Source organism: Aerosakkonema sp. BLCC-F183 (assembly GCF_041929145.1).
GTDB lineage: Bacteria > Cyanobacteriota > Cyanobacteriia > Cyanobacteriales > Aerosakkonemataceae > Aerosakkonema.
The window spans coordinates 80,422-99,117 of sequence record NZ_JBHFNU010000087.1 but is presented as its reverse complement, the minus strand read 5'-3'; the positions used below and the strand labels follow the sequence as shown (position 1 = coordinate 99,117).

19 protein-coding genes and 1 tRNA gene are annotated in these 18,696 nt (G+C 44.6%); 7 read left to right on the top strand and 13 right to left on the bottom strand.

The window, feature by feature from the left end:
- The first annotated feature begins 45 nt into the window (after window positions 1–45).
- Window positions 46–1,953, top strand: a complete 1,908-nt coding sequence (locus tag ACE1CD_RS25445) for an adenylate/guanylate cyclase domain-containing protein (RefSeq protein WP_374792738.1) — start codon at window positions 46–48, stop codon at window positions 1,951–1,953.
- Here ACE1CD_RS25445 and ACE1CD_RS25440 read toward each other — a convergent pair.
- Genes ACE1CD_RS25440 through ACE1CD_RS25430 form a run of 3 tightly spaced genes read right to left on the bottom strand, consistent with a single transcriptional unit; the run spans window position 1,946 to window position 4,638 of the window.
- Window positions 1,946–3,862 carry a GTPase family protein gene (locus ACE1CD_RS25440; protein WP_374826648.1) on the bottom strand — a complete coding sequence of 639 codons (1,917 nt, stop codon included), beginning with the start codon at window positions 3,860–3,862 and terminating at the stop codon, window positions 1,946–1,948. The genes ACE1CD_RS25445 and ACE1CD_RS25440 overlap by 8 nt on opposite strands.
- Window positions 3,863–3,898: 36 nt before the next feature.
- A complete protein-coding gene (locus ACE1CD_RS25435) occupies window positions 3,899–4,234 on the bottom strand; it encodes a XisI protein (protein WP_374826647.1) in 336 nt (111 codons plus the stop codon).
- On the bottom strand, window positions 4,222–4,638 hold the full coding sequence (locus ACE1CD_RS25430; RefSeq protein ID WP_374793440.1) for a XisH family protein: 417 nt from the start codon (window positions 4,636–4,638) through the stop codon (window positions 4,222–4,224). Before ACE1CD_RS25430 ends, ACE1CD_RS25435 begins: the two co-directional genes overlap by 13 nt.
- Before the next feature lie 115 nt (window positions 4,639–4,753).
- Here ACE1CD_RS25430 and ACE1CD_RS25425 point away from each other — a divergent pair, with 115 nt between their 5' ends.
- On the top strand, window positions 4,754–5,305 hold the full coding sequence (locus tag ACE1CD_RS25425; protein ID WP_374826646.1) for a Uma2 family endonuclease: 552 nt from the start codon (window positions 4,754–4,756) through the stop codon (window positions 5,303–5,305).
- 25 nt (window positions 5,306–5,330) lie between these two features.
- Here the strand turns inward: ACE1CD_RS25425 and ACE1CD_RS25420 are convergent, their stop codons facing one another.
- Window positions 5,331–6,521 (bottom strand): GTPase family protein, encoded by a 1,191-nt coding sequence (locus ACE1CD_RS25420; protein WP_374793438.1) that lies wholly within the window; start codon window positions 6,519–6,521, stop codon window positions 5,331–5,333.
- A 182-nt stretch (window positions 6,522–6,703) separates the two neighbouring features.
- Window positions 6,704–6,785: transfer RNA gene (locus ACE1CD_RS25415), tRNA-Leu, on the bottom strand.
- Between the two features lie 152 nt (window positions 6,786–6,937).
- Here ACE1CD_RS25415 and ACE1CD_RS25410 point away from each other — a divergent pair.
- Entirely contained in the window at window positions 6,938–7,747 is an 810-nt protein-coding gene (locus tag ACE1CD_RS25410) for a prohibitin family protein (protein ID WP_374826645.1), read from the top strand.
- Window positions 7,748–7,934: 187 nt separating this feature from the next.
- Here ACE1CD_RS25410 and ACE1CD_RS25405 read toward each other — a convergent pair whose 3' ends face one another.
- Window positions 7,935–8,117 (bottom strand): hypothetical protein, encoded by a 183-nt coding sequence (locus tag ACE1CD_RS25405; RefSeq protein WP_374792728.1) that lies wholly within the window; start codon window positions 8,115–8,117, stop codon window positions 7,935–7,937.
- A 21-nt stretch (window positions 8,118–8,138) separates the two neighbouring features.
- Between ACE1CD_RS25405 and ACE1CD_RS25400 the strand changes: the two genes are divergently transcribed.
- Complete coding sequence (locus ACE1CD_RS25400; protein WP_374792726.1) at window positions 8,139–8,507, top strand: hypothetical protein; 369 nt, start codon at window positions 8,139–8,141, stop codon at window positions 8,505–8,507.
- A 225-nt stretch (window positions 8,508–8,732) separates the two neighbouring features.
- Window positions 8,733–9,530: a sulfite exporter TauE/SafE family protein gene (locus ACE1CD_RS25395; RefSeq protein ID WP_374826644.1), complete on the top strand. Its 798-nt coding sequence runs from the start codon at window positions 8,733–8,735 to the stop codon at window positions 9,528–9,530.
- An 8-nt stretch (window positions 9,531–9,538) separates the two neighbouring features.
- On the opposite strand, the gene ACE1CD_RS25390 is transcribed toward ACE1CD_RS25395, so the two are convergent.
- From ACE1CD_RS25390 to ACE1CD_RS25370, 5 genes are all read right to left on the bottom strand, one after another.
- Window positions 9,539–9,967, bottom strand: a complete 429-nt coding sequence (locus ACE1CD_RS25390) for a YidH family protein (protein ID WP_374826643.1) — start codon at window positions 9,965–9,967, stop codon at window positions 9,539–9,541.
- A 203-nt stretch (window positions 9,968–10,170) separates the two neighbouring features.
- Window positions 10,171–10,845, bottom strand: a complete 675-nt coding sequence (locus ACE1CD_RS25385; protein ID WP_374792719.1) for a hypothetical protein — start codon at window positions 10,843–10,845, stop codon at window positions 10,171–10,173.
- Window positions 10,846–11,139: 294 nt separating this feature from the next.
- Window positions 11,140–11,796 (bottom strand): cadmium resistance transporter, encoded by a 657-nt coding sequence (locus ACE1CD_RS25380; protein WP_374792717.1) that lies wholly within the window; start codon window positions 11,794–11,796, stop codon window positions 11,140–11,142.
- A gap of 21 nt (window positions 11,797–11,817) precedes the next feature.
- Window positions 11,818–12,519 carry a cadmium resistance transporter gene (locus ACE1CD_RS25375; RefSeq protein ID WP_374826642.1) on the bottom strand — a complete coding sequence of 234 codons (702 nt, stop codon included), beginning with the start codon at window positions 12,517–12,519 and terminating at the stop codon, window positions 11,818–11,820.
- Between the two features lie 96 nt (window positions 12,520–12,615).
- Complete coding sequence (locus ACE1CD_RS25370) at window positions 12,616–14,076, bottom strand: APC family permease (protein WP_374826641.1); 1,461 nt, start codon at window positions 14,074–14,076, stop codon at window positions 12,616–12,618.
- 380 nt (window positions 14,077–14,456) lie between these two features.
- Between ACE1CD_RS25370 and ACE1CD_RS25365 the strand changes: the two genes are divergently transcribed.
- Together ACE1CD_RS25365 and ACE1CD_RS25360 are read left to right on the top strand one after the other, a co-directional pair.
- A complete protein-coding gene (locus ACE1CD_RS25365; RefSeq protein ID WP_374826640.1) occupies window positions 14,457–15,383 on the top strand; it encodes a LysR substrate-binding domain-containing protein in 927 nt (308 codons plus the stop codon).
- 462 nt (window positions 15,384–15,845) lie between these two features.
- Window positions 15,846–17,093: a hypothetical protein gene (locus ACE1CD_RS25360; RefSeq protein ID WP_374826639.1), complete on the top strand. Its 1,248-nt coding sequence runs from the start codon at window positions 15,846–15,848 to the stop codon at window positions 17,091–17,093.
- A 198-nt stretch (window positions 17,094–17,291) separates the two neighbouring features.
- On the opposite strand, the gene ACE1CD_RS25355 is transcribed toward ACE1CD_RS25360, so the two are convergent.
- Together ACE1CD_RS25355 and ACE1CD_RS25350 are read right to left on the bottom strand one after the other, a co-directional pair.
- Complete coding sequence (locus ACE1CD_RS25355; protein WP_374792707.1) at window positions 17,292–18,128, bottom strand: Uma2 family endonuclease; 837 nt, start codon at window positions 18,126–18,128, stop codon at window positions 17,292–17,294.
- 227 nt (window positions 18,129–18,355) lie between these two features.
- The gene (locus tag ACE1CD_RS25350; RefSeq protein ID WP_374792704.1) at window positions 18,356–18,640 is read right to left on the bottom strand and encodes a DUF427 domain-containing protein; all 285 of its coding nucleotides are present in this window, start codon (window positions 18,638–18,640) and stop codon (window positions 18,356–18,358) included.
- Between the last annotated feature and the right edge of the window lie 56 nt (window positions 18,641–18,696).

The window sequence follows — 18,696 nt, the reverse complement described above, 5'->3', positions numbered from 1 at the left end:
GCTTTAAATTCAAAAATGGTGCATTAGCATTATTAGAGTACGCCAATGAGTGTCGCGAGCGACGAAAATTTAAATCCAGAAATATTAGTAGTAGACGATACCCCAGTCAACCTGCGTCTATTAGTCAATATTTTAAGGGAAAAGGGCTACAATGTTCGCCCAGTCAACAATGGAGATTTAGCGCTTCAGGTAGCTAAAGCAAGGCTACCGGATTTAATTTTGCTCGATATTCTCATGCCCTCTCTCAATGGCTACGAGGTTTGCGAAAAACTTAAAGCTGACCCAGAAACAAGCGAAATCCCGGTGATTTTTATCAGCGCCCTCAATGAGGGGTTAGATAAAGTCAAAGCATTTCAAGTCGGGGGTGCGGACTACATTAGCAAACCCTTCCAAGTCGAAGAGGTATTGGTACGGGTAGCCAATCAAATCAACCAACGATCTTTACAAAAGAAACTTCAGCAACAAGCCAATCTACTCCACCAGCAAAACCTACAACTTCAATCTGAAATTAACTCCCGTCAGCTTCTGGAGGACAAGTTACTCGCTTCAGAAGAAAAAATGCGGGCGGTATTTGAAGCGATGACCGATATTGTGATGGCGATCGATATTCAAGAAGGTCAGCTGGGCAATATGGATATTTTACCAACAAATTGGGTTCGCTTATATCAGGATGACACAGATTTAGTCAGCCACATAATCGAAGAATTTTTTCAACCTGAAACTGCTCTCAGTTGGTTGAATATAATTAAACAAACATTAGAGACTAGACAGACTATCAATTTTGATTATAGCTTAAACATCAACGAAAAAGAAGTTTGGTTGGCAGTGACGATTTCTCCGTTAAACGATAATACAGTTATTTTGGTGACGCGAGATATCAGCGATCGCAAGCTGGCAGAAGAAGCTTTGCGAATAGCACAAGAACGCTATCACAGTATCGTAGAAAATGCGATCGACGGCATCTATCAAACCACACCAGAAGGACGCTACTTGAGTGCGAATCCCGCACTGGCAAGGATTTATGGCTATTCTTCCCCACTAGAATTGATGCAAAGAATACAAAACATTTCCCGACAGATATATGTTGACCCCAAGCGTCGCCAAGAATTTATCGCCGCGATGGAAACAAATAATTCCGTCTCCGGTTTTGAATCAATGGTATATCGCAAAGAAGGCAAGATGATTTGGATTTCTGAAACTGCGCGTGCGGTGCGAAATAGTTCGGGTAAGCTGCTATACTATGAAGGCATCGTTTCCGATATTACCGAACGCAAGCAAGTACAAGAAGCCTTAAAGTTTCAACAAGCACAGACAGAACAACTGCTACTGAGTATTTTGCCGCAACCGATCGCTCATCGCCTCAAAGCCGGTGAAAATCCCATCGCCGATCGCTTTGAACAAGTCAGCGTACTATTTGCCGATATGGTAGGATTTACAAAATTATCTACAGAAAAAAATCCTACAGAGTTAGTAGAATTGCTCAACCAGATTTTTTCTGAGTTTGACTTATTAGCAAAAAAACACGGCTTGGAGAAGATCAAAACGATCGGCGATGCCTACATGGTAGTTGGTGGCGTACCCATACCCCGCGAAGATTCAGCTAGCGCGATCGCCCTCATGGCGCTAGATATGCAAGCTGCGATCGCCAGATTTAACGCCAATCGTACAGACAAGTTTCAACTGCGAATCGGCATCAATATTGGCCCCGTAGTCGCCGGAGTCATTGGGATGAGCAAATTTATCTACGATCTTTGGGGCGATACCGTCAATATTGCCTCCCGTATGGAATCGAATGGACTTCCGGGAATGATTCAAGTAACCGCCGCTATCTACGAACGTTTAAAAAACGAATTTGAGTTTGAGGAACGAGGCACAATTCCGATCAAAGGTAAAGGCGAAATGATCGTCTACATCCTCACCGGAAAACGCTTTGTCAAGCATATCGTTAATTAGCTTTGCTATAGTACTCATACTTTTCTCGCAGTTGTTCGATCGTCAGATTTTGCGTCCAAAACTCCACTAGCGCATGACCGAACGCCCAAGCATTACGATCAGGCGTACCAGATTTTTCTAACAGCAACGGCCATAAAGATAGCAAGTCAAATTTTAGCTTGTTACCATCGTCATTACCCAACAACGAAAACAAATCGTAGGCCATTTGTAGCTTACCAATTACTACAGGCAACTGTTCCACTGGAATTTGTTCTGCCAGCACATATGCTAGAGTAGGAGAACCGGTTGATAGGGTAGAAATGAACTGGAGAACCGGACTTTTAAGCAGCGAAGTTACACCTTGGGTTGTTGTCATCTGGAAAGTATAGCGATCGATAATTTTAGCTGCCGCAACGGTGCGTGCTTCTAAGTTCTGCAAAAACCTCGCCAGACGCATTTGTTTGACGGGAGAAATCGATTCTACTAATGCCAAAGATAAAGCATCCGCACCCCAATCCGCCCGATTCGTTTTGCTATCCGCAGTCACGATCGGCAACACGAAATCGCAGTATTCACCTAATTGCTTTTCCCGATATTGCGTAGCTTCTCGAATCGCAATTTCCTTCGGTCGATCGCCCCATTCCCAATCATAAGGCGGTTGCCACTCCCGGATCGGACGCAGGCGATCGACTTGCGTTACAATTGCGATCGCAGGTAAATCTTCGACTTCCCCCTTCACATCTTTGAGAAAGTCCACATCCATTTGTAAAGCCGGGTCTAGTGCAGGCGTAACTAACAGCAACAAATCTGCATTATTGGCATATTCTAACACTTGTTCCCGCAAATCTTCCCGTTTAACTTGTTCGTAACCGGGAGTATCCCAAAGCGTAAGAGTTTCTCCACTTTCAGTTTGCCAGTGATAATTTTGAATGCGATCGGTACTCGGTAAAACATCCACTGCTGCTTTATCTGCTTGGAACAAAGTATTAATCAAGCTGCTTTTTCCCGCGCCAGTTCTACCCACCAGCAGGATATTAATTAATTTTTGTTCTACCTCTTCAACAGGTTCTGCTTTTGCTAAGATATCTCGCAGAGTTTGCGTTTTCGCCTTGGGTAATGTTGGCGTAGAAACTGCGAATTCTGTCTTCGGTAAATCGATACCTCCATAAAGTGCGATCGCTTGCTTGCACAAATTCCGCAAAGCAGCTTCCCGCAAAAGCTGACTTAAATTCACTAATAACTGTTGATTTGCTTGATTAGTGTAACCCTGACTCGCTTTTTTCGCCAACGCCGCCGCCGGGTTTAAAATCCATTGCGCCCAATTCCAAGCTTGCCATAATTTACGCGCTCCCGGTTCTAACCTGCGATAGACTTCATAAGCTTGGTATGCCTGTCCAATTGTAACTTGATTGAGGGCGGGAGATAAATTTTGCATCCACCGATCGAGGTCATCCACAGTTCCCCGAATTAATCCGTAAGCTTGGGGAACGTAGATGTTCAGCAAAGGATATTTTACTTCCGGATGATAGATATGCGCGATCGCGATCGTTAAATCCTGACATCGCTGCCAAAAAGTTGGCCAATCTTCCCAAATTGGGCGATCGTTTTGTGCAGTTTGCAAGACTTCTTGCAAGACAATTTCTGTCTTATGGATGGTGTCATTTTCGCCGGGTAAATTTATCGTGTCGCTTTTAGCAGATTCCAGTTCTTTGCTAACTTCCGCCATCACAGCTTCCATCTGCGTCACCATCGGCTGCGTCCATTTTACCAACAACCACCGCCAACCGACGAACACCAAAGTAAACACCGCCCAAATCCAACTGATCCGCCACTCCTGAATTTGCAATCCCGCCGCTACCAATAGGAAAGCGATCATAGTTGCGATCGGAGTTGCTAAGATGACCCATTGCCAAACTTTTAATCGTATCATTGTCCTCTACCTGCCTATTTTCGATCGCCTACATTCCTAAGCTACGCCATACTCCGTGTACTGTCGCTTGTAGGGAGGATGCAATCCCAACACGATATCCTCTTTCGGTACTCCCATTTCTACTAATTCTTTCGCTATCTGGATATCCGTTGTATTGCGTTGAATCCAAATTTTTTCGTTTTTAATATCCAAGTGCATGACGCAATTGTAAATGCGATCGTATCCCTCCCAACCAATATCTAAAATTTGATAATGGTCGCGTTCTGTATCGAAAATTAGTTGAACTTCAACTTCTTCATCATCAAGTTTATAACTGCCATATTTAATCAGGATATTTTGAATATATTCGCGATATGTTTCTAATTTTGCCATTGTACAATCACCTCATTAATTGGATCGTAAACAATCAATTTAACTTGATATTGTTGGACTGAAGCACGAGTCAGGTCGCGACTGAAAAGCGAGCGATACGTTTCTAAAGAAATTGCTAAATACAGGGTTCGATCGGGTTCGCTGAATTGGAGTGCCAAGCGATAATTGAGAAATTGACCCAAAGCAGCATGGTAATCATATAGTTCTGACTCATTCAAAAAGCTTTTGATTTCTATCGCAATCTTTTCTCCTGCTTTTTCGGCTGCGATGATTCTTTCTGCACCTAAATCAATTGATACTTTGTCTTTGCCAAACTTTACTATGAGGGGATCGTGGGTAACAATCCACTGTTCCTTCTCAAGAGCCTTCTTTACCGCTGCGTGGAAAATATCTCTAGCAGACACAAACTCCAATCCAAACCCTGTAGATATATGATAGCGATCGCATAGGGTACAATGTAAAAATAACAAAGCTTTAGTTACGATCTGAAATACAAGCGGAAAGAGAAAAGCGATCGCTATGCCAGTAACTACAGTCAAGTGGACGATAAACGAGTATCACCGCATGATAGCAGCAGGCATTTTGGACGATCGGCGCGTGGAACTGCTGAAGGGAGAAATTGTAGAAATGCCACCAGAAGGAGAACCGCACGCCTATTTTAGCAGTGAAGCTGGCGAATATTTAATCCGATTGTTGGGCGATCGAGCTACTATCCGTATCGCTAAACCCATTACTCTTCCTAATAACTCCGAACCCGAACCGGATATCGCGATCGTACAACGACTGGGGCGCGAATATCTAGAACATCACCCTTACCCGGAAAATGTTTTCTGTCTAATTGAATACTCAGGTTCTAGCTTGGACAAAGATTTGCAAATAAAAAGTAAAGTCTATGCTGAAGTTAGTATCCCTGAATATTGGGTAATCAACCTCAAGAAAAGACAGTTGATAGTATTTCGAGAACCCGAAGATGGAGAATATGCTTCCAAGTCTACACTAGCGAACGGGACAATTTATCCATTAGCATTTCCAGATGTAGCGGTATCAGTAGCTGCGATCGTCAGCATTTAAGGAAGTAAGATCGGGTATCGAAATTTTACACACTTTTTATACCTTTAAATCGTTCTTTTGCTGTTTGAAATGCTGCTTGCATTACTGACTGAATTTTCTTAGGATCGGGTTTTTTACCGCCCATTAAATCTCCAAAATAAACGCAAGCTCCCTCACCTAATGCTAAAGTGTAGGCAGCTGCCCAAGAAGCAGCAATCGCACTGCCAAAACCCGGTATAAATTTAACTAACTCCCGTCCAATCGCTTGTGCCAAAAAGCCACCCGCGATCGCACTCACAACACCTCCAGCTTGCGATCGCGTCAGCTTTTGTCCGTATAAATTCCCTAGCAGACCCACCATCGATACCTGCAAAGCTGTCAGTACCGGCATCGTCGCAAAAGGCAAGGGTACAGCCGCCAACGCAGCTGCCATAATCGCAAACGCCAAAATATAACGGCGTCCCACATCCCGATAAAGATTGCCTATTTCGTGACCGGCTTTCTCATCCAATAACTGATAAATCGCACGCGCTTCTGCTTCCGGAAGTAAATCTGCCAAAGCATCTCTGAGCGCTTCCAAACCATAAAATACTGGCTTGTATCCGTCTTCTTCTAGCGTAAAATCAATTAATACCGCCCGATCGTACAATCCGGCAAAAGCTTGCTGCATCGCCGCAAATGCGCGATTAACCTCCTCAAAGTTTGGTGGATACTCAGGATGATCCGCCGTATCGGGAGGATACACCTCATGCAAGCAAGTAACTGCCAGCAAACAAGGAATATCTGGATATTGCTGACGCAATTGCTGGGCAATTTGTCGCAGCGTGTCGATCGCAAAATCGTTAATTTTGACCGTAAAAATCAGAATTTTAGCGCGGCGATTGTCCTGTTGCAGATCTCCTACCAGTTCCCGGACGATCGCTTCAGTATCCTGCTTGACATCTCCCAGTCCCACCGTATCGGTAAAGATCAGCAACGGCAAGTCACTCGACGGATAAGCATAGCGCGAAGTATGTTGCGTGTGGGGACGAAATCCCTGTCCCACAATCTCCGCCGAAACTCCCGTCAATCCCCGCACGATCGAACTTTTTCCCGCTTGCGGCTTACCGATTAGCAGCGCTTCCGTAGTTGGCAGTTCCGCTCTCACCGTCTCCAGAATCTCTGCCACTTGGGCTTCGCTAACACTAAACCATTTCAGAACCGTCTGTGCCACTCGGTCTACCGGTAGCAACCCCATCATCCCTGCGGTAGCGCTGTTCCAAACATCCGCGATCCGCTTAATTTGGGAATTAACGATCGACTCAGGCGTTCCACCATCAGGCGCTTCACTCAACTGCTGAGAATTTTCTGACTGCTTTTGGATATCGCGTTCCTCAGTCATTCCCATCAAAACCGTGGATAGACGATCCCTCGCTGCAATGCGGATGATAGGACTTGAACCTACACTCCTTTCGGAACCAGAACCTAAATCTGGCGCGTCTGCCAATTCCGCCACATCCGCATAGATTTATATCATAGCAGAGCTGGCGTAGAAATGGGTAGGGGTCAAAAGTCGATCGTCAACAAGGGACAACGGGACAACGGGACACTCATCCCTATCCAGCTTCCTCTGCCTTTCCCCCAGCGGCTACTTAGGACAATTTCCAACCAACTATGAAGAATAATAGTGCTTTTAACAGGTTTTCAAAACTGACGTTACTTTTATTATTCCTAATTATAATCTTCACTCCCTTTACCATCATCGATGCCGGACATCGAGGCGTGCTGATGCAATTCGGCCAAGTGCAAGAACAAGTACTGGGAGAAGGAATTCACCTAATTATTCCCATCGTAAATACAGTCAAAAAGTTGAGCGTTAGGGTGCAAAAGCACGAAATTTCTGCCGAGGCTTCTTCTAAGGATCTTCAGGATGTTTTCGCTGATGTAGCTGTTAACTGGCATATTATTCCTGAACAAGCAAATGCGATTTTTCAAGAAATTGGCGACGAACAGGCTATTGTCGATCGCATCCTCAATCCCGCAGTTGAAGAAGTGCTAAAGGCAGTAATCGCTAAGTACACTGCTGAAGAAATTATTACCGACCGGGAAGAAGTTAAAGGAGGAGTAGACAATTTGTTGACCGCACGCTTAACTAACTATCATATCGCAGTTGATGATATTTCCCTCGTGCATATCCACTTTTCACAACGCTTTAGGGAAGCAGTAGAAGCCAAACAAATTGCCGAACAAGAAACTAAACGAGCTATTTTTTTAGCCCAAAAGGCATCAAAAAAAGCAGAGGCAAAAGTAAATTTAGCTAAAGGAGAAGCAGAGGCGCAAAGCTTGCTTCGCGAAACTTTGACTCCGGAAATACTGCTTAAGCAAGCAATAGATAAATGGAATGGGGAACTGCCCGTAATTTTTGGTAATGACAGTGGAAATTTGCTAGATTTAAGGGAATTTTTAATCCAAACAAAAAAATAATTATCTCATTTTCCTTTCCAGGCGCGGGACTTTCAACGTCCGGCGCTGTTTGGTAAATTGAGTATAATTGCTCATAAGGGGGCAGAGCGCAGGTCTCAATCCAGCAAAAGCCCTCTGTTAATGCAGCTCGGTCAGAAAATTTGCTTCGATCGCATATTTTCCTCTGGACATTTGCTTAACCTGCAAGTTAAACTACGGTAAGTTGACCGGAATTAAGTATTATTCTGAAGTACAGAGTGTACAAGCAACCAACACAAGCGATTTTCAACTTCTTGCCAAAGCTGGGATCGCCCTCTGGAGGTGGCTTTTCTGGCCCAAACTCAGGTTCGTACTCCCAGTAGTAACCGTAGATTATCTGTAGTCCTCTCATCCCATTAACCAAATAAAAATCATGTTCAGAAAATTAAGAGGCGGATTTCTGCTCGTAATTGGATACTTGCTCTCACCACTATGCTGGTGGAACGACCTAGTTTTCAATTTACCCATTGCTTATTTTGTTGGGTACGTCTTTAGTTTGTTTAACTCAGATTTACTCGTACCTTGCTCGATCGCAGCGTACTGGCTGTCTAATGTTGCTGGCATTATCATGATGCAAGTAGGCGCTGTGGATGCTCTGCAAGGACAGCCCAAAGAACATAACCTTAAAAAAGAGCTACTGACTGGTTTAGTTTCCTCAACAGTCTATACAATGGCGATTTTGGCATTGATACAGTTTAAAATTATCGAAAATCCCGGCCTATTTCCTGTGAAGATTCTATGAAGAGCCGCATCCCGGAAATGTGTACGGTTAGAATGGGTTCAACCCACCAAAGCTTTTCTTAATAGCCATAGCTTTAGAACAAGTAAAAGCACTTGGAGTGGTGATAAGGGGTTTGGTCTGTCATCTACCTACTGTTTCTCTAAATTGCCGCGATCGCTCGAAAAAACAGAAGCTTAATCACAGTAAAAGTTTCTGCAAATTTACACCCTGTAACAGGGCAGCAGTATGAACTATTTATTACTTTCAAGCCTCAGTTTTGTAGTTGGTATCATCGTCGGTTTAACGGGAGTTGGTGGTGCATCTCTGATTACCCCCATGTTGATTTTTATATTCCAAGTTCCACCTTCGATCGCTGTTAGTTCTGATGTAGTCGCTGCCACCTTAATGAAGGTTGTCGGCAGCTACAAGCACTGGCAGCAAAGAACGCTCGATCTGCAAGTTGTCACATGGCTGGCATTGGGGAGCGTTCCCGGATCGCTGACGGGAGTGGGAATTTTATATTTGATTAAACATAATCAGGCTTTTAATCTGGATGGCATCCTGCTGCGCTTGTTGGGGGTAGCAATGCTATTTGTCGCCCTATCAGCACTTGCACAATTACTGCTGAAAAATTTTATCCCCCAATTGAACTTACCGGAACCACCCAAATTTGACTTAAAAACTCACTCCGGTCGGATGCTGACCCTGGCTGTGGGAGCAGTTTTAGGCTGTGTAGTTGGCATGACTAGCGTATCGTCCGGTTCGATGTTTGCACTTGTGCTAATTTCCTTTTTCCGCCTTGACTCTCGTAAATTAGTAGGCACAGATCTCTTCCAAGCAGCCATTTTATTAATTTTTACTTCTCTAGGACATCTCTGTCTTGGCACAGTTAATTGGAGTTTGGTATTACCCATCTGGTTAGGCACAGTACCGGGAGTGCTAGTAGGTGCTAAGCTGTGTAAAATTACCCCTCAGCCAGCACTCCGGTTTGTGATTTATGCAATCTTAGTAATGGTGAGCTGGAAATTAGTTTATCAAGCTTAAAGAAACTATCACTCAGCGACAACCAAACTCGTTAAACTGAGCGGTGCTGTAAAGACAAAATAGATTACCCCTGCACCCAAAATCAACACCGCCAGACTGAACAGAATTATCCAGCGGTCTGCCGGTTCGTAAGTATCTTCTTCAATGTCCCGACGAACGGCAAAGTAGTGCTGAGTTGAAAGCAAAACTGTCAGCAAACCGACTACAGAAAAGAGCAAACCCAACTTCCAGCCATTACCGGGGTAAGGTAACATAGGTGGCTGGAAAGTGCGAAGGCGCACGATCAGCACGCCAAAACCCATCAGCGCGATCGCACTCCGCATCCATGCTAGGTAAGTACGTTCGTTCGCCAAGTGATCCCGCACTCGCGACGGGTTCAATCGTCTTTGTTGATTCCGATCTGCCTCTACCTGCGTCGGTTTGAACATTAACTGCATCGGTAACACCTTTTACTTTTAATTCAAATCTACAAATAAGCAAGTCTGAGAACTCGAACAGCACAGTTCGTGCCCTATGTTATTTTCTCAGGATTACAGTCAAATATCGCATATCTTTACAGAGTTATCTTGTATTTTTTCGCGAATTTTGACTGTAGCCCTGGTTACAAAAACGCCTTTACATCATCACCAAGAAAGAAAGTTTAACCCTGGCTCTCTTCGCTCTCTACAATCGGTGCATTTGGAACTCGCGTATCTATGAATGCTTGAGATACATTTGGTATAAACCAGTTAACATCACCCGGTCTCAAGACTTTCGTAAAAGGAACGTTGAATTCAAGTACGCCAGTGTCCGAGTTTCTTTTGAGGACTACATTAGTTCCATTAGGTATCTTGACCGCAAGAGCGCCGCTCAATTGTTGCCCATTTTGTCCGGTAACCATTAAATCTGTTGGTACTCCGTCATTCGGTACGTAAAATCCCTCACAATTCCATTTTTTTTCAGTTGTCTGACCGTCAGCTAAAAAGTAAAGTCCATTGTCATATGGTTCTTTGGATTTTTTAGCTTTGGGCCCATAAACAGCCACCGTCTTACCTGTTTCATTGCTGCACTGACTCCAGTTGATGCCCGATTCTAGAGTGTATTTCCTAAACTCTAACTCATCAATTTTTTGCTGAAGCTGCTCCGGTGTATAATCCTCTATTTGAGTTTGTGTCTCTTTCGCTTTCTTGAGAGCGTCTAGAGTTTGAGTCACCTCTATGTATTCCGGATTTTGTGCCAACGACGACTTGTGTTTGTTGCCCGCCCAGGAAGGTTGTGCGAGCAGTAAATTGGCTACCAATACCAAGACCAAAACAAGATATTTGAATAGCTTCATCCTTTCTCTCCTTTTCCAATCTTACAGCTATTCAACTTGAAAAGTTGAATTTGATTTTTTATGGGAATATTGTCAACACAGAAGTTTTTACCTAATTTGACTGCGCTTCTTGTGTTTGTTTGAGTTTAATTCACTCATGCTAATCGTAACAGCTATGCTTAAATTTATCAACTATATATTCAAATTTTTTAGACATTTTTTCACCATACTTTTTTGTTAAAAAACTTACCATTTTAATCTCTAGTTAAATAGATTTTAATAGTACAGCCAATTATATATCAATATAAAATTATCCTATTTAAACTTGGGTATTAAGTGATAAGTACCGCTTTCAACCAGAATGAAAACACCCAAGCCTATCAATATAAAGGGAACCAGAGCCTTACCATAGCGAGTTAAAATAGAAGCGATCGCACGATGGCGGGTTAGTAGGTAAGCAATATAACACCAAACCCCGATCAGCAAAAAGAAGACTGTGAGAATTACGGCCAAACTAGCGGGGTCGCTGCTGGCAAACAAAGGTACGTAGATGCCGATATTATCTCCACCGTTCGCAAAAGTTACTGCGGCCACATTATAAGTTTGGGGAGAAAGAACGCTAGCCAACTTTGACAGCACAGATACATTGCTTCTGGAAGAGTCAAATTCAGTTGAAACTGCCTGTACTTCTTCATCATTTTCTCCCTTAAATAGATGGATTATACCTATGAAAATTGGAACGAAACCCAGTATTCCAATCCAAGCTTTCGGTAATATCAAACCCCCAAAAAAACCGGGCAAACTAGCTAGTATAAGTGCTGTAAAACCCAAGTATTGACCAACAACGATGTGCCGACGGCGGAAGGTAGCATTCACCTGCGCGAAAAAAAGGGTCAAAATAACAATGTCATCGATGTTGGTCGCCCCAAAAGAAGTTATCCCTGTGATAATTGCCGTTACAAGCCAATTCATTACGGTGTGATTGTCACCAAATTAATTTTGCGCTTCTGAAGTCGCTCGCCCGCTACTTTTTACTAACCCCATCAAACACAGAGAAGCAGCAACTAAAGCCAGCGGACTTAAAGATTGATTTTCCAACACGATGAAAACGCCCAAACCAATCAAAATAAAAGGAACGAAATGATTGCCATAACGAGTCAGGACGTCAGCCACCGCAGGTAAAGCAGTTAACTTGTAGGCAGTGTAGCACCAAACTGCCACCAGTAGAAAGAATACACTCAAAATTACCAACAAACTTGGTAAGGCACTGTTGGCAAACAACGGCACGTAGATGCCAATATTATCGCCGCCATTGCCAAACGTAACCGCTGCCACACCGTAAGTTTGGGGAGAAAGAAAACTCGCGAAGGGAGAGAGATTGGACTCATCTATTTCTGCTTGAACTTCCTCCTCAGAATCGTTTTCTGGATTGAGAAAGCGGTTCAGTCCTATGGCAATTGGCACCAAGCCAAGCAATCCAATCCAGCGTTCTGGCAGAATTAAACCGCCAAAGAAACCGAGAAGGCTGGCAAGCACAAGTGCGGCAAAGCCTAAATATTGACCTGCAACGATGTGCCGACAACGAAATGCAGCATTTACCTGGGAGAAAAACAGCAGCAGGATGACGATATCATCGAGGTTTGTCGCTGTAAAGGCCGCTATTCCTGTAGGTATTGCAGTTACTAACTCGCTCATTTCTGGGAATCCTTATGTTTACGATCGCTCACCAGCTATCAGCCATCAGTCAAGGTTCAAATATTATCGATGACTGAAGACTAATGACTAAGACTATTAAAGGAGATCGCTCTCGTCGATTCTGACCTCAATTGCTTCCATCGATCGCGTCATTCTCCTAAGCATTTTCGGAGAACGCCGCTTTTGGATGATAAACCATCCACAACCAACAATTAAGTACAGCAAGAACAAAAAAGGAAACACATTGTAGGGAGCTTCTGGAGGTGGGAAAAGTTTGCTACCGGGAATTCCTACCGTACCCACAACCGGAATCAACATAAAACCAACGCCCAAAACCGAAAAGACGATATCCAATGGCCGCAATTTTCTCAGTCGGTACAGGTAAACAGGCGCAGCAACGGAAACCAAAATATACACCAGCAAAAATCCGTAAGTACAAATCGTTCCCGTATAAGCCATACTTTCAAACAGCTTGACGCCAAATAAGCACAAGAAAGCTGGCACCAGGAATGTTATCAGCGCTGACATAGAGACAGCAATGTGAGGCGTTCTGTTTGATGAATGTGCCGCACCAACAGAATTGTGAAACAAACCGTGACGCGCCATCATAAAGAATACCCTAGCCGCCGGATTGATACTGCCCAGCACGCAAGCGAAGAAAGATAGCAACGCGCTCAGACTGATAAGATCTCCTAAAAAACCTACTTTAGCGAGCTTCGCCAGAACAGTTAGAGGTTCTTCAGTATCCGCAAGGGATACGGAAAGACCGCTAAAACCAAGCACTTCAATGTAAGCCGTCATAATGAAGAACAAACCGGCCAAAATCGTGCTTTGAATTACAGATTTGGGGATAGTTTTGAGTGGGTCTTTCGCTTCATCGCCCAAGGAAGTGGCGCTTTCAAAACCAGAAAAACCGAACACGACCAGCACAAGTCCCATCGCTATGCCTCCTGGTGTGGCTCCATGCAGAGTAACTTGAGCCATATCCAGGGCGAAACCTTTTTGCGCCCAAACAACAACAGCCAAAAGCAGGATTAAGCCAACAGATACACCTTCTAACAGCAGCATCATCGTCGCCGATAGACTGATGTCTTTGTAAGCCATATACCAAGCTATACCAGCGCCGATCGCTAACATCGTAATCGGGGAAGGATGGATTCCTATGTGACCCAGCAACACAGCACCAAAGTTGGCAAAACCGCACAGCGTCGCTATCCCGGTAAACAAATAAGCCAGTACCAAACCCCAACCGCAGAGGACGCCAGCCGTAGGGCCAAGACCTTTAGCAATGTAAGAGTAGAGGGAACCTGGAGAAGCAGAACGGCGGGCAAATTGATTGATGTTGACGCTGACAAACACTAGCCCCATCATACCGATCAGAAAACTCAGCCAAGTGCCGTTTCCCGAAGCGGCGAAGATCAAAGCTAAATTTGCTGCTGGTGTTGTGGTAGGTGCGATTACAGCAATTGATTGGGCCAAAACTTCCCTGTAGGGCAGACATTCTGGCTTTAAGCCGTGAGCGCTGCGATCGCGATCTAGTTGGATTTCACTGGTCATAAGGCAATTTTTTCCCGTACAGATTTCCTGTTTGGCAACACCAACCCGCCGGGAACACGGTACAATCACCGCTCAGCTCCCAGCCGGGTCAATATTTGACTCCAAAAAGCCTGCTCTTGAGTAACCAAAAAGACAAACAGAGTTTTTCAGGAAAAACCTTGGGCTCTGTATCTCTTTTTAGTCGTTTCGCAACGTTGCGCTTAAAAAGCGATCGCTTTCTACCTCGAATTGAACTCTCAGGCATCGCTTCAGTTCAGTTCGGTGCATTAGGCTTATTCTTACCATACGGAAACTTAACGATAGAATCAAATGCTCTTTTTTGTCGATTTAATAAATAAAATTGATTAATAACTCGACAAAAAGCTGCAAGGATACTTCAAATGGCAGGGATGACGCTCGATCAGTTGCGAATTTTTCTAGCTGTAGCCAAACATCAGCACTTTACCCGTGCGGCGGAAACGCTTTTCATTACCCAGCCGGCAGTGAGTGCGGCGATCCAAAATTTAGAAGAGGAATACGGAGTCAAGCTTTTCCATCGTATCGGTCGCCATATCGAGATCAGTGAGGCTGGCAAATTGCTGCAAGTGGAAGCGCAGAAAATTCTCGACCAAGTTACTTTAACCGAACGCGGCTTACGAGAATTGAACAATATGCAGCGAGGTGAATTGAAATTGGGATCGAGCCTCACAATTGGTAACTATTGGCTCCCAAATAAAATCGGCGAATTTCAGCGGAGATATCACGGCATTTCTGTGCAATGTTTTCTTGCCAATACAGAAGAAATTTGTACTGGGACGGCTAATGGACAGTTCGATTTAGGTTTGGTGGAAGGCGTAGTTAGCCCATCGCTTAAGAAAACTTTAGAGCAACAAGTTGTCGGCAGCGATCGGCTCCTAATTGTTGTTGGCAAATCTCATCCTTGGTTTGAACTGCCAGAGATTCCCCTCACCGAACTTTCCACAACAGATTGGGTGATGCGAGAAACCGGTTCCGGCACACAGCAAAGGTTTGAGGAAGCTTTGCAAAATTGGGGAATCCCTATTACTGAATTGAATATTATTTTAGTTTTGCACAGTGGCGAGATGGTCAAATCAATAGTAGAAAGTGGTGTCGGCGCAACAGCAATTTCTGAGTTGATGGTAAAAAAAGAACTACAGCTTGACACTCTACGCGCAATTCAAGTTATCGATAACACAGACGATTCTAAGCCCATATTGGAAATAGCCCGACCCTTTTTAAAGCTGAAGCATCGCCAGCGCTTTCAAACTCGCCTCTCCAAAGCATTTGAAACAATGTTGACTCTATAGCGGTCAGAAACCGGGTTTCTTCAATAAACGTCAGAAACCCGGTTTCTTCAAGAAACCGGGTTTCTAAAGGAATGTGAAACTCTTGTGGGGTGGGCATCGCCGCCGCCCCATTTATACAACTTAGATGCGTCGCAGCTTATGCAGGGGCAAAGTATGAGAGCGACAATTTATTACACATCTCCAAAATTGTGGGATAGGCATCCTGCCTGTCTTTGAAATTCTTTTCTAGAAATGTCGATTGCACAAAACCTTTTAGCGAACTCGCCCTCCAGAGGCAATTGGCCATAGGAAATGCTTATACGGCAAGGATTATCGCAATTAATCAGGTTTAATTATCATAAAATATCCAAGAAAGCCTGTTTTTCTCCCCCTCTCTCCCTCTCCCTCACTATCCCACTCTTGACATTGCCATTGCTAACTGTTATATAAAAAAAACTTATATATTCCGCTGGGGGATGGCAAATGACGGTTAATCTGTTCGATGTAAATTACTACCGGGCCCTCAACCCAGACTTAGTTAGGGCTGGACTGACTACAGATGCACAGCTGGTGAGTCACTTTGAGAAATTTGGCGCTAACGAGGGGCGTGCATTCTCGCCATTTGTCAATCTTGACTTTTATCGCGCTGGTAATCCCGATTTGGCAGCGGCAGGATTGAACACCAATTTGCAAGCTTTTTACCATCTGCAAAGTTATGGAGTTGCAGATGGGCGCAGGTTTTCTTATGGTTTAAATACACCTTTCTATGGGGCTGTCAATCCCGACTTGGCGTTAGCCGGTATAAATAATAACGAGCAACGATTTGAGCATTTCCGCGCCTTCGGGTTGAATGACGGACGGGCTTCAGCTGAAAATTTTAATGTTCGCTATTATCTTGACGCTAACCCGGATTTGCGGGCAGCAGGTTTTAATTATCTACAAGCATTTCAGCATTATGTAACTTCTGGTTTTCGCGAGGGACGTCCTGCTGTTCCGGGAGGTTCGACTCCGCCACCACCACAAGGAGAACCGGGTAACAATCCAGGTGCTGCATTTAATGTAGATGTTCTGACTGGAACGCGCAATTTTAATGAATTTGTGGGATTTAATGACCGCGATGATTACTATCGCTTCAGCTTGCAACTTCCGAGCGCTTTTATTTTATCGTTAGATAGTACGACTGCGCCTGTTGGTGTAACGCTCTATCAAGACACCAACGGCAATGGGCAAATCGATTCCAACGAGTATGTGGACGACAGAACTGTTAGTTCTGGTGGCAGCACATCAATCAGCCGCAGTTTAGGGGCAGGTACATACTACGTTCGCCTCCAACCAGACTCCCAAGGTCGTAACACTAACTACAGTCTTGGACTGACGGCTAACAATACCCGCGATGGTTTGATAGATGCTGGTTTGTTGAACGGTAGCCGTACTTTTACTGAGTTTGTGGGTAGAACAGACCGCCAAGATTTCTATCGCTTTGTCTTGGGTAGTCCCAGCAACTTCAGGCTGACCTTAAACGGTACGACTGCTAATGTTGCTGTAACGCTCTATGTAGATACTAACGGCAATGGGCAAATCGATTCCAACGAGTATGTGGACGACAGAACTGTTAGTTCTGGTGGCAGCACATCAATCAGCCGCACTATAGGAGCAGATACTTACTTCGTTGTCGTCAGTACAGGCTCATCTAGTAACAGTAACTACACCCTTAATCTTGCTACAGTGTAGGCGTCAACGGCAATAGTAATCGTAGTTGCGTTTCGTTTCCTCAACCCAACCTACTTTGTTATTTTCTGCTACCTACTTTGTTATTTCTTGCATAACTGTAGGGACACACCAACAGAGAGATTTTGCGCCAGATGAATAATATTACAGCCGCTTTCCGGTGAGTACACAGAAACCGGGTTTCTTGAAGAAATCCGGTTTCTAGTCTCTAATCAAATTATCGGGATCGACTCCCAATTCTCGTAACCGCGCCGCTAAAAGTTCGGCGCGTTGGCGTTCGGCTTCCGCCTGTTGTTGGGCAGTTTCCGCCTGCTGTTGTGCAACTTCTGCCTGTTGTTGGGCAGCTTCTACCTGTTGTTGAGCAATTTCTGCCTGCTGTTGTGCTGCTTCCTCCGGCAACAAAACCAGATTGCCAGAGGTATCGTAAAAGCGCAACCAACTCGCCGTTTCCCTATCTACTGTTCCCTGCCAAATTCCCAACCAAAAGTCCAAACTCTCGCACCACAGCCAACCTTGCTCATTTGCTACTAATGACCGATAGCGCTGGGAAGCATCCAAATGCCAACCCTGCAACGAATTCGGGTCAAACGGATCGAAAATAAAATAATCCGGCGTTCGGAAAACTCGCTCGTAAATATCCTTCTTAGTTCCCCTATCTGCTTGTGCGGTGCTAGAAGATAACAGTTCCACAATCACATCGGGATAACGCCCATCTTCTTCCCACACTACCCAGCCTTGTCGTTCTCTTGTACCATCAACATCCAGCACCACAAAAAAATCTGGCCCTCGGAAGTCGCGGTTACGAGCTTGAGCGCTACTAAAATAAATAAACATATTGCCGCCCGTGTAGAAGTCGTTGCGATCGAGCCAAGCTTGCTGCAACGATCGAATCAGGGTATTCATAGCAATACGGTGGCGATTGCTTTCCAAAGGTTCACCATCATCAAAAATTAGATCGGTAGGAGGCATAGGAGGTTCCCACCAGTCTACAACCTCCGCCATTTGGGGATTTTGTTCTTTGGTTGTTTCAACTGACATCGCCACAGCCCTCCCACCTCTTGTGGAATTTCAATATCAATTCTTGTGGGGTAGGCGTCCCGCCTGCCCTTCAATCATCGGGGACGGGCGAGACGCCCATCCCACAAGAACTACAACAGCGCCCATCCCACAAGAACTACAACAGTCCCCATCCCACAACAGCTACAACAGTCCTCCTGCCACAAGAACTACAACAGTCCTCATCCCACAACATCCCACAACAGCACTTAACTTTCCACCTTCACCCCTCGCCAAAACGCCACATAACCTTCAATATTCTTAGCTGCGTCCTTAGTCTGCGGGTAATACCAAGCAGCATCCTTGTTTTCTTGCCCGTTCACCTCGATCGTATAGTAACTGGCAACGCCTTTCCAGGGACAAGTCGTGTGGGTACTGCTTTCCTTAAAATACTGCAAGTCGATCGCATCCGGTGGGAAGTAGTGATTTCCTTCCACAACTATAGTGCGATCGCTCTCCGCTAAAGTGGCACCATTCCAAACAGCTTTCGGCATAACATTTTTTGCTGAACGATTTTCCAAGTACCATTATGAAGCGAAGGTGCAGGTAC

Bases quoted from the DNA above. Each gene is read 5' to 3' on its own strand.
- ACE1CD_RS25445 (WP_374792738.1), top strand. From the start codon at position 46: ATGAGTGTCGCGAGCGACGAAAATTTAAATCCAGAAATATTAGTAGTA.
- ACE1CD_RS25440 (WP_374826648.1), bottom strand. From the start codon at position 3,862: ATGATACGATTAAAAGTTTGGCAATGGGTCATCTTAGCAACTCCGATC.
- ACE1CD_RS25435 (WP_374826647.1), bottom strand. From the start codon at position 4,234: ATGGCAAAATTAGAAACATATCGCGAATATATTCAAAATATCCTGATT.
- ACE1CD_RS25425 (WP_374826646.1), top strand. From the start codon at position 4,754: ATGCCAGTAACTACAGTCAAGTGGACGATAAACGAGTATCACCGCATG.
- ACE1CD_RS25420 (WP_374793438.1), bottom strand. From the start codon at position 6,521: ATGGGGTTGCTACCGGTAGACCGAGTGGCACAGACGGTTCTGAAATGG.
- ACE1CD_RS25410 (WP_374826645.1), top strand. From the start codon at position 6,938: ATGAAGAATAATAGTGCTTTTAACAGGTTTTCAAAACTGACGTTACTT.
- ACE1CD_RS25405 (WP_374792728.1), bottom strand. From the start codon at position 8,117: ATGAGAGGACTACAGATAATCTACGGTTACTACTGGGAGTACGAACCT.
- ACE1CD_RS25400 (WP_374792726.1), top strand. From the start codon at position 8,139: ATGTTCAGAAAATTAAGAGGCGGATTTCTGCTCGTAATTGGATACTTG.
- ACE1CD_RS25395 (WP_374826644.1), top strand. From the start codon at position 8,733: ATGAACTATTTATTACTTTCAAGCCTCAGTTTTGTAGTTGGTATCATC.
- ACE1CD_RS25390 (WP_374826643.1), bottom strand. From the start codon at position 9,967: ATGCAGTTAATGTTCAAACCGACGCAGGTAGAGGCAGATCGGAATCAA.
- ACE1CD_RS25385 (WP_374792719.1), bottom strand. From the start codon at position 10,845: ATGAAGCTATTCAAATATCTTGTTTTGGTCTTGGTATTGGTAGCCAAT.
- ACE1CD_RS25380 (WP_374792717.1), bottom strand. From the start codon at position 11,796: ATGAATTGGCTTGTAACGGCAATTATCACAGGGATAACTTCTTTTGGG.
- ACE1CD_RS25375 (WP_374826642.1), bottom strand. From the start codon at position 12,519: ATGAGCGAGTTAGTAACTGCAATACCTACAGGAATAGCGGCCTTTACA.
- ACE1CD_RS25370 (WP_374826641.1), bottom strand. From the start codon at position 14,076: ATGACCAGTGAAATCCAACTAGATCGCGATCGCAGCGCTCACGGCTTA.
- ACE1CD_RS25365 (WP_374826640.1), top strand. From the start codon at position 14,457: ATGGCAGGGATGACGCTCGATCAGTTGCGAATTTTTCTAGCTGTAGCC.
- ACE1CD_RS25360 (WP_374826639.1), top strand. From the start codon at position 15,846: ATGACGGTTAATCTGTTCGATGTAAATTACTACCGGGCCCTCAACCCA.
- ACE1CD_RS25355 (WP_374792707.1), bottom strand. From the start codon at position 18,128: ATGTCAGTTGAAACAACCAAAGAACAAAATCCCCAAATGGCGGAGGTT.
- ACE1CD_RS25350 (WP_374792704.1), bottom strand. From the start codon at position 18,640: ATGCCGAAAGCTGTTTGGAATGGTGCCACTTTAGCGGAGAGCGATCGC.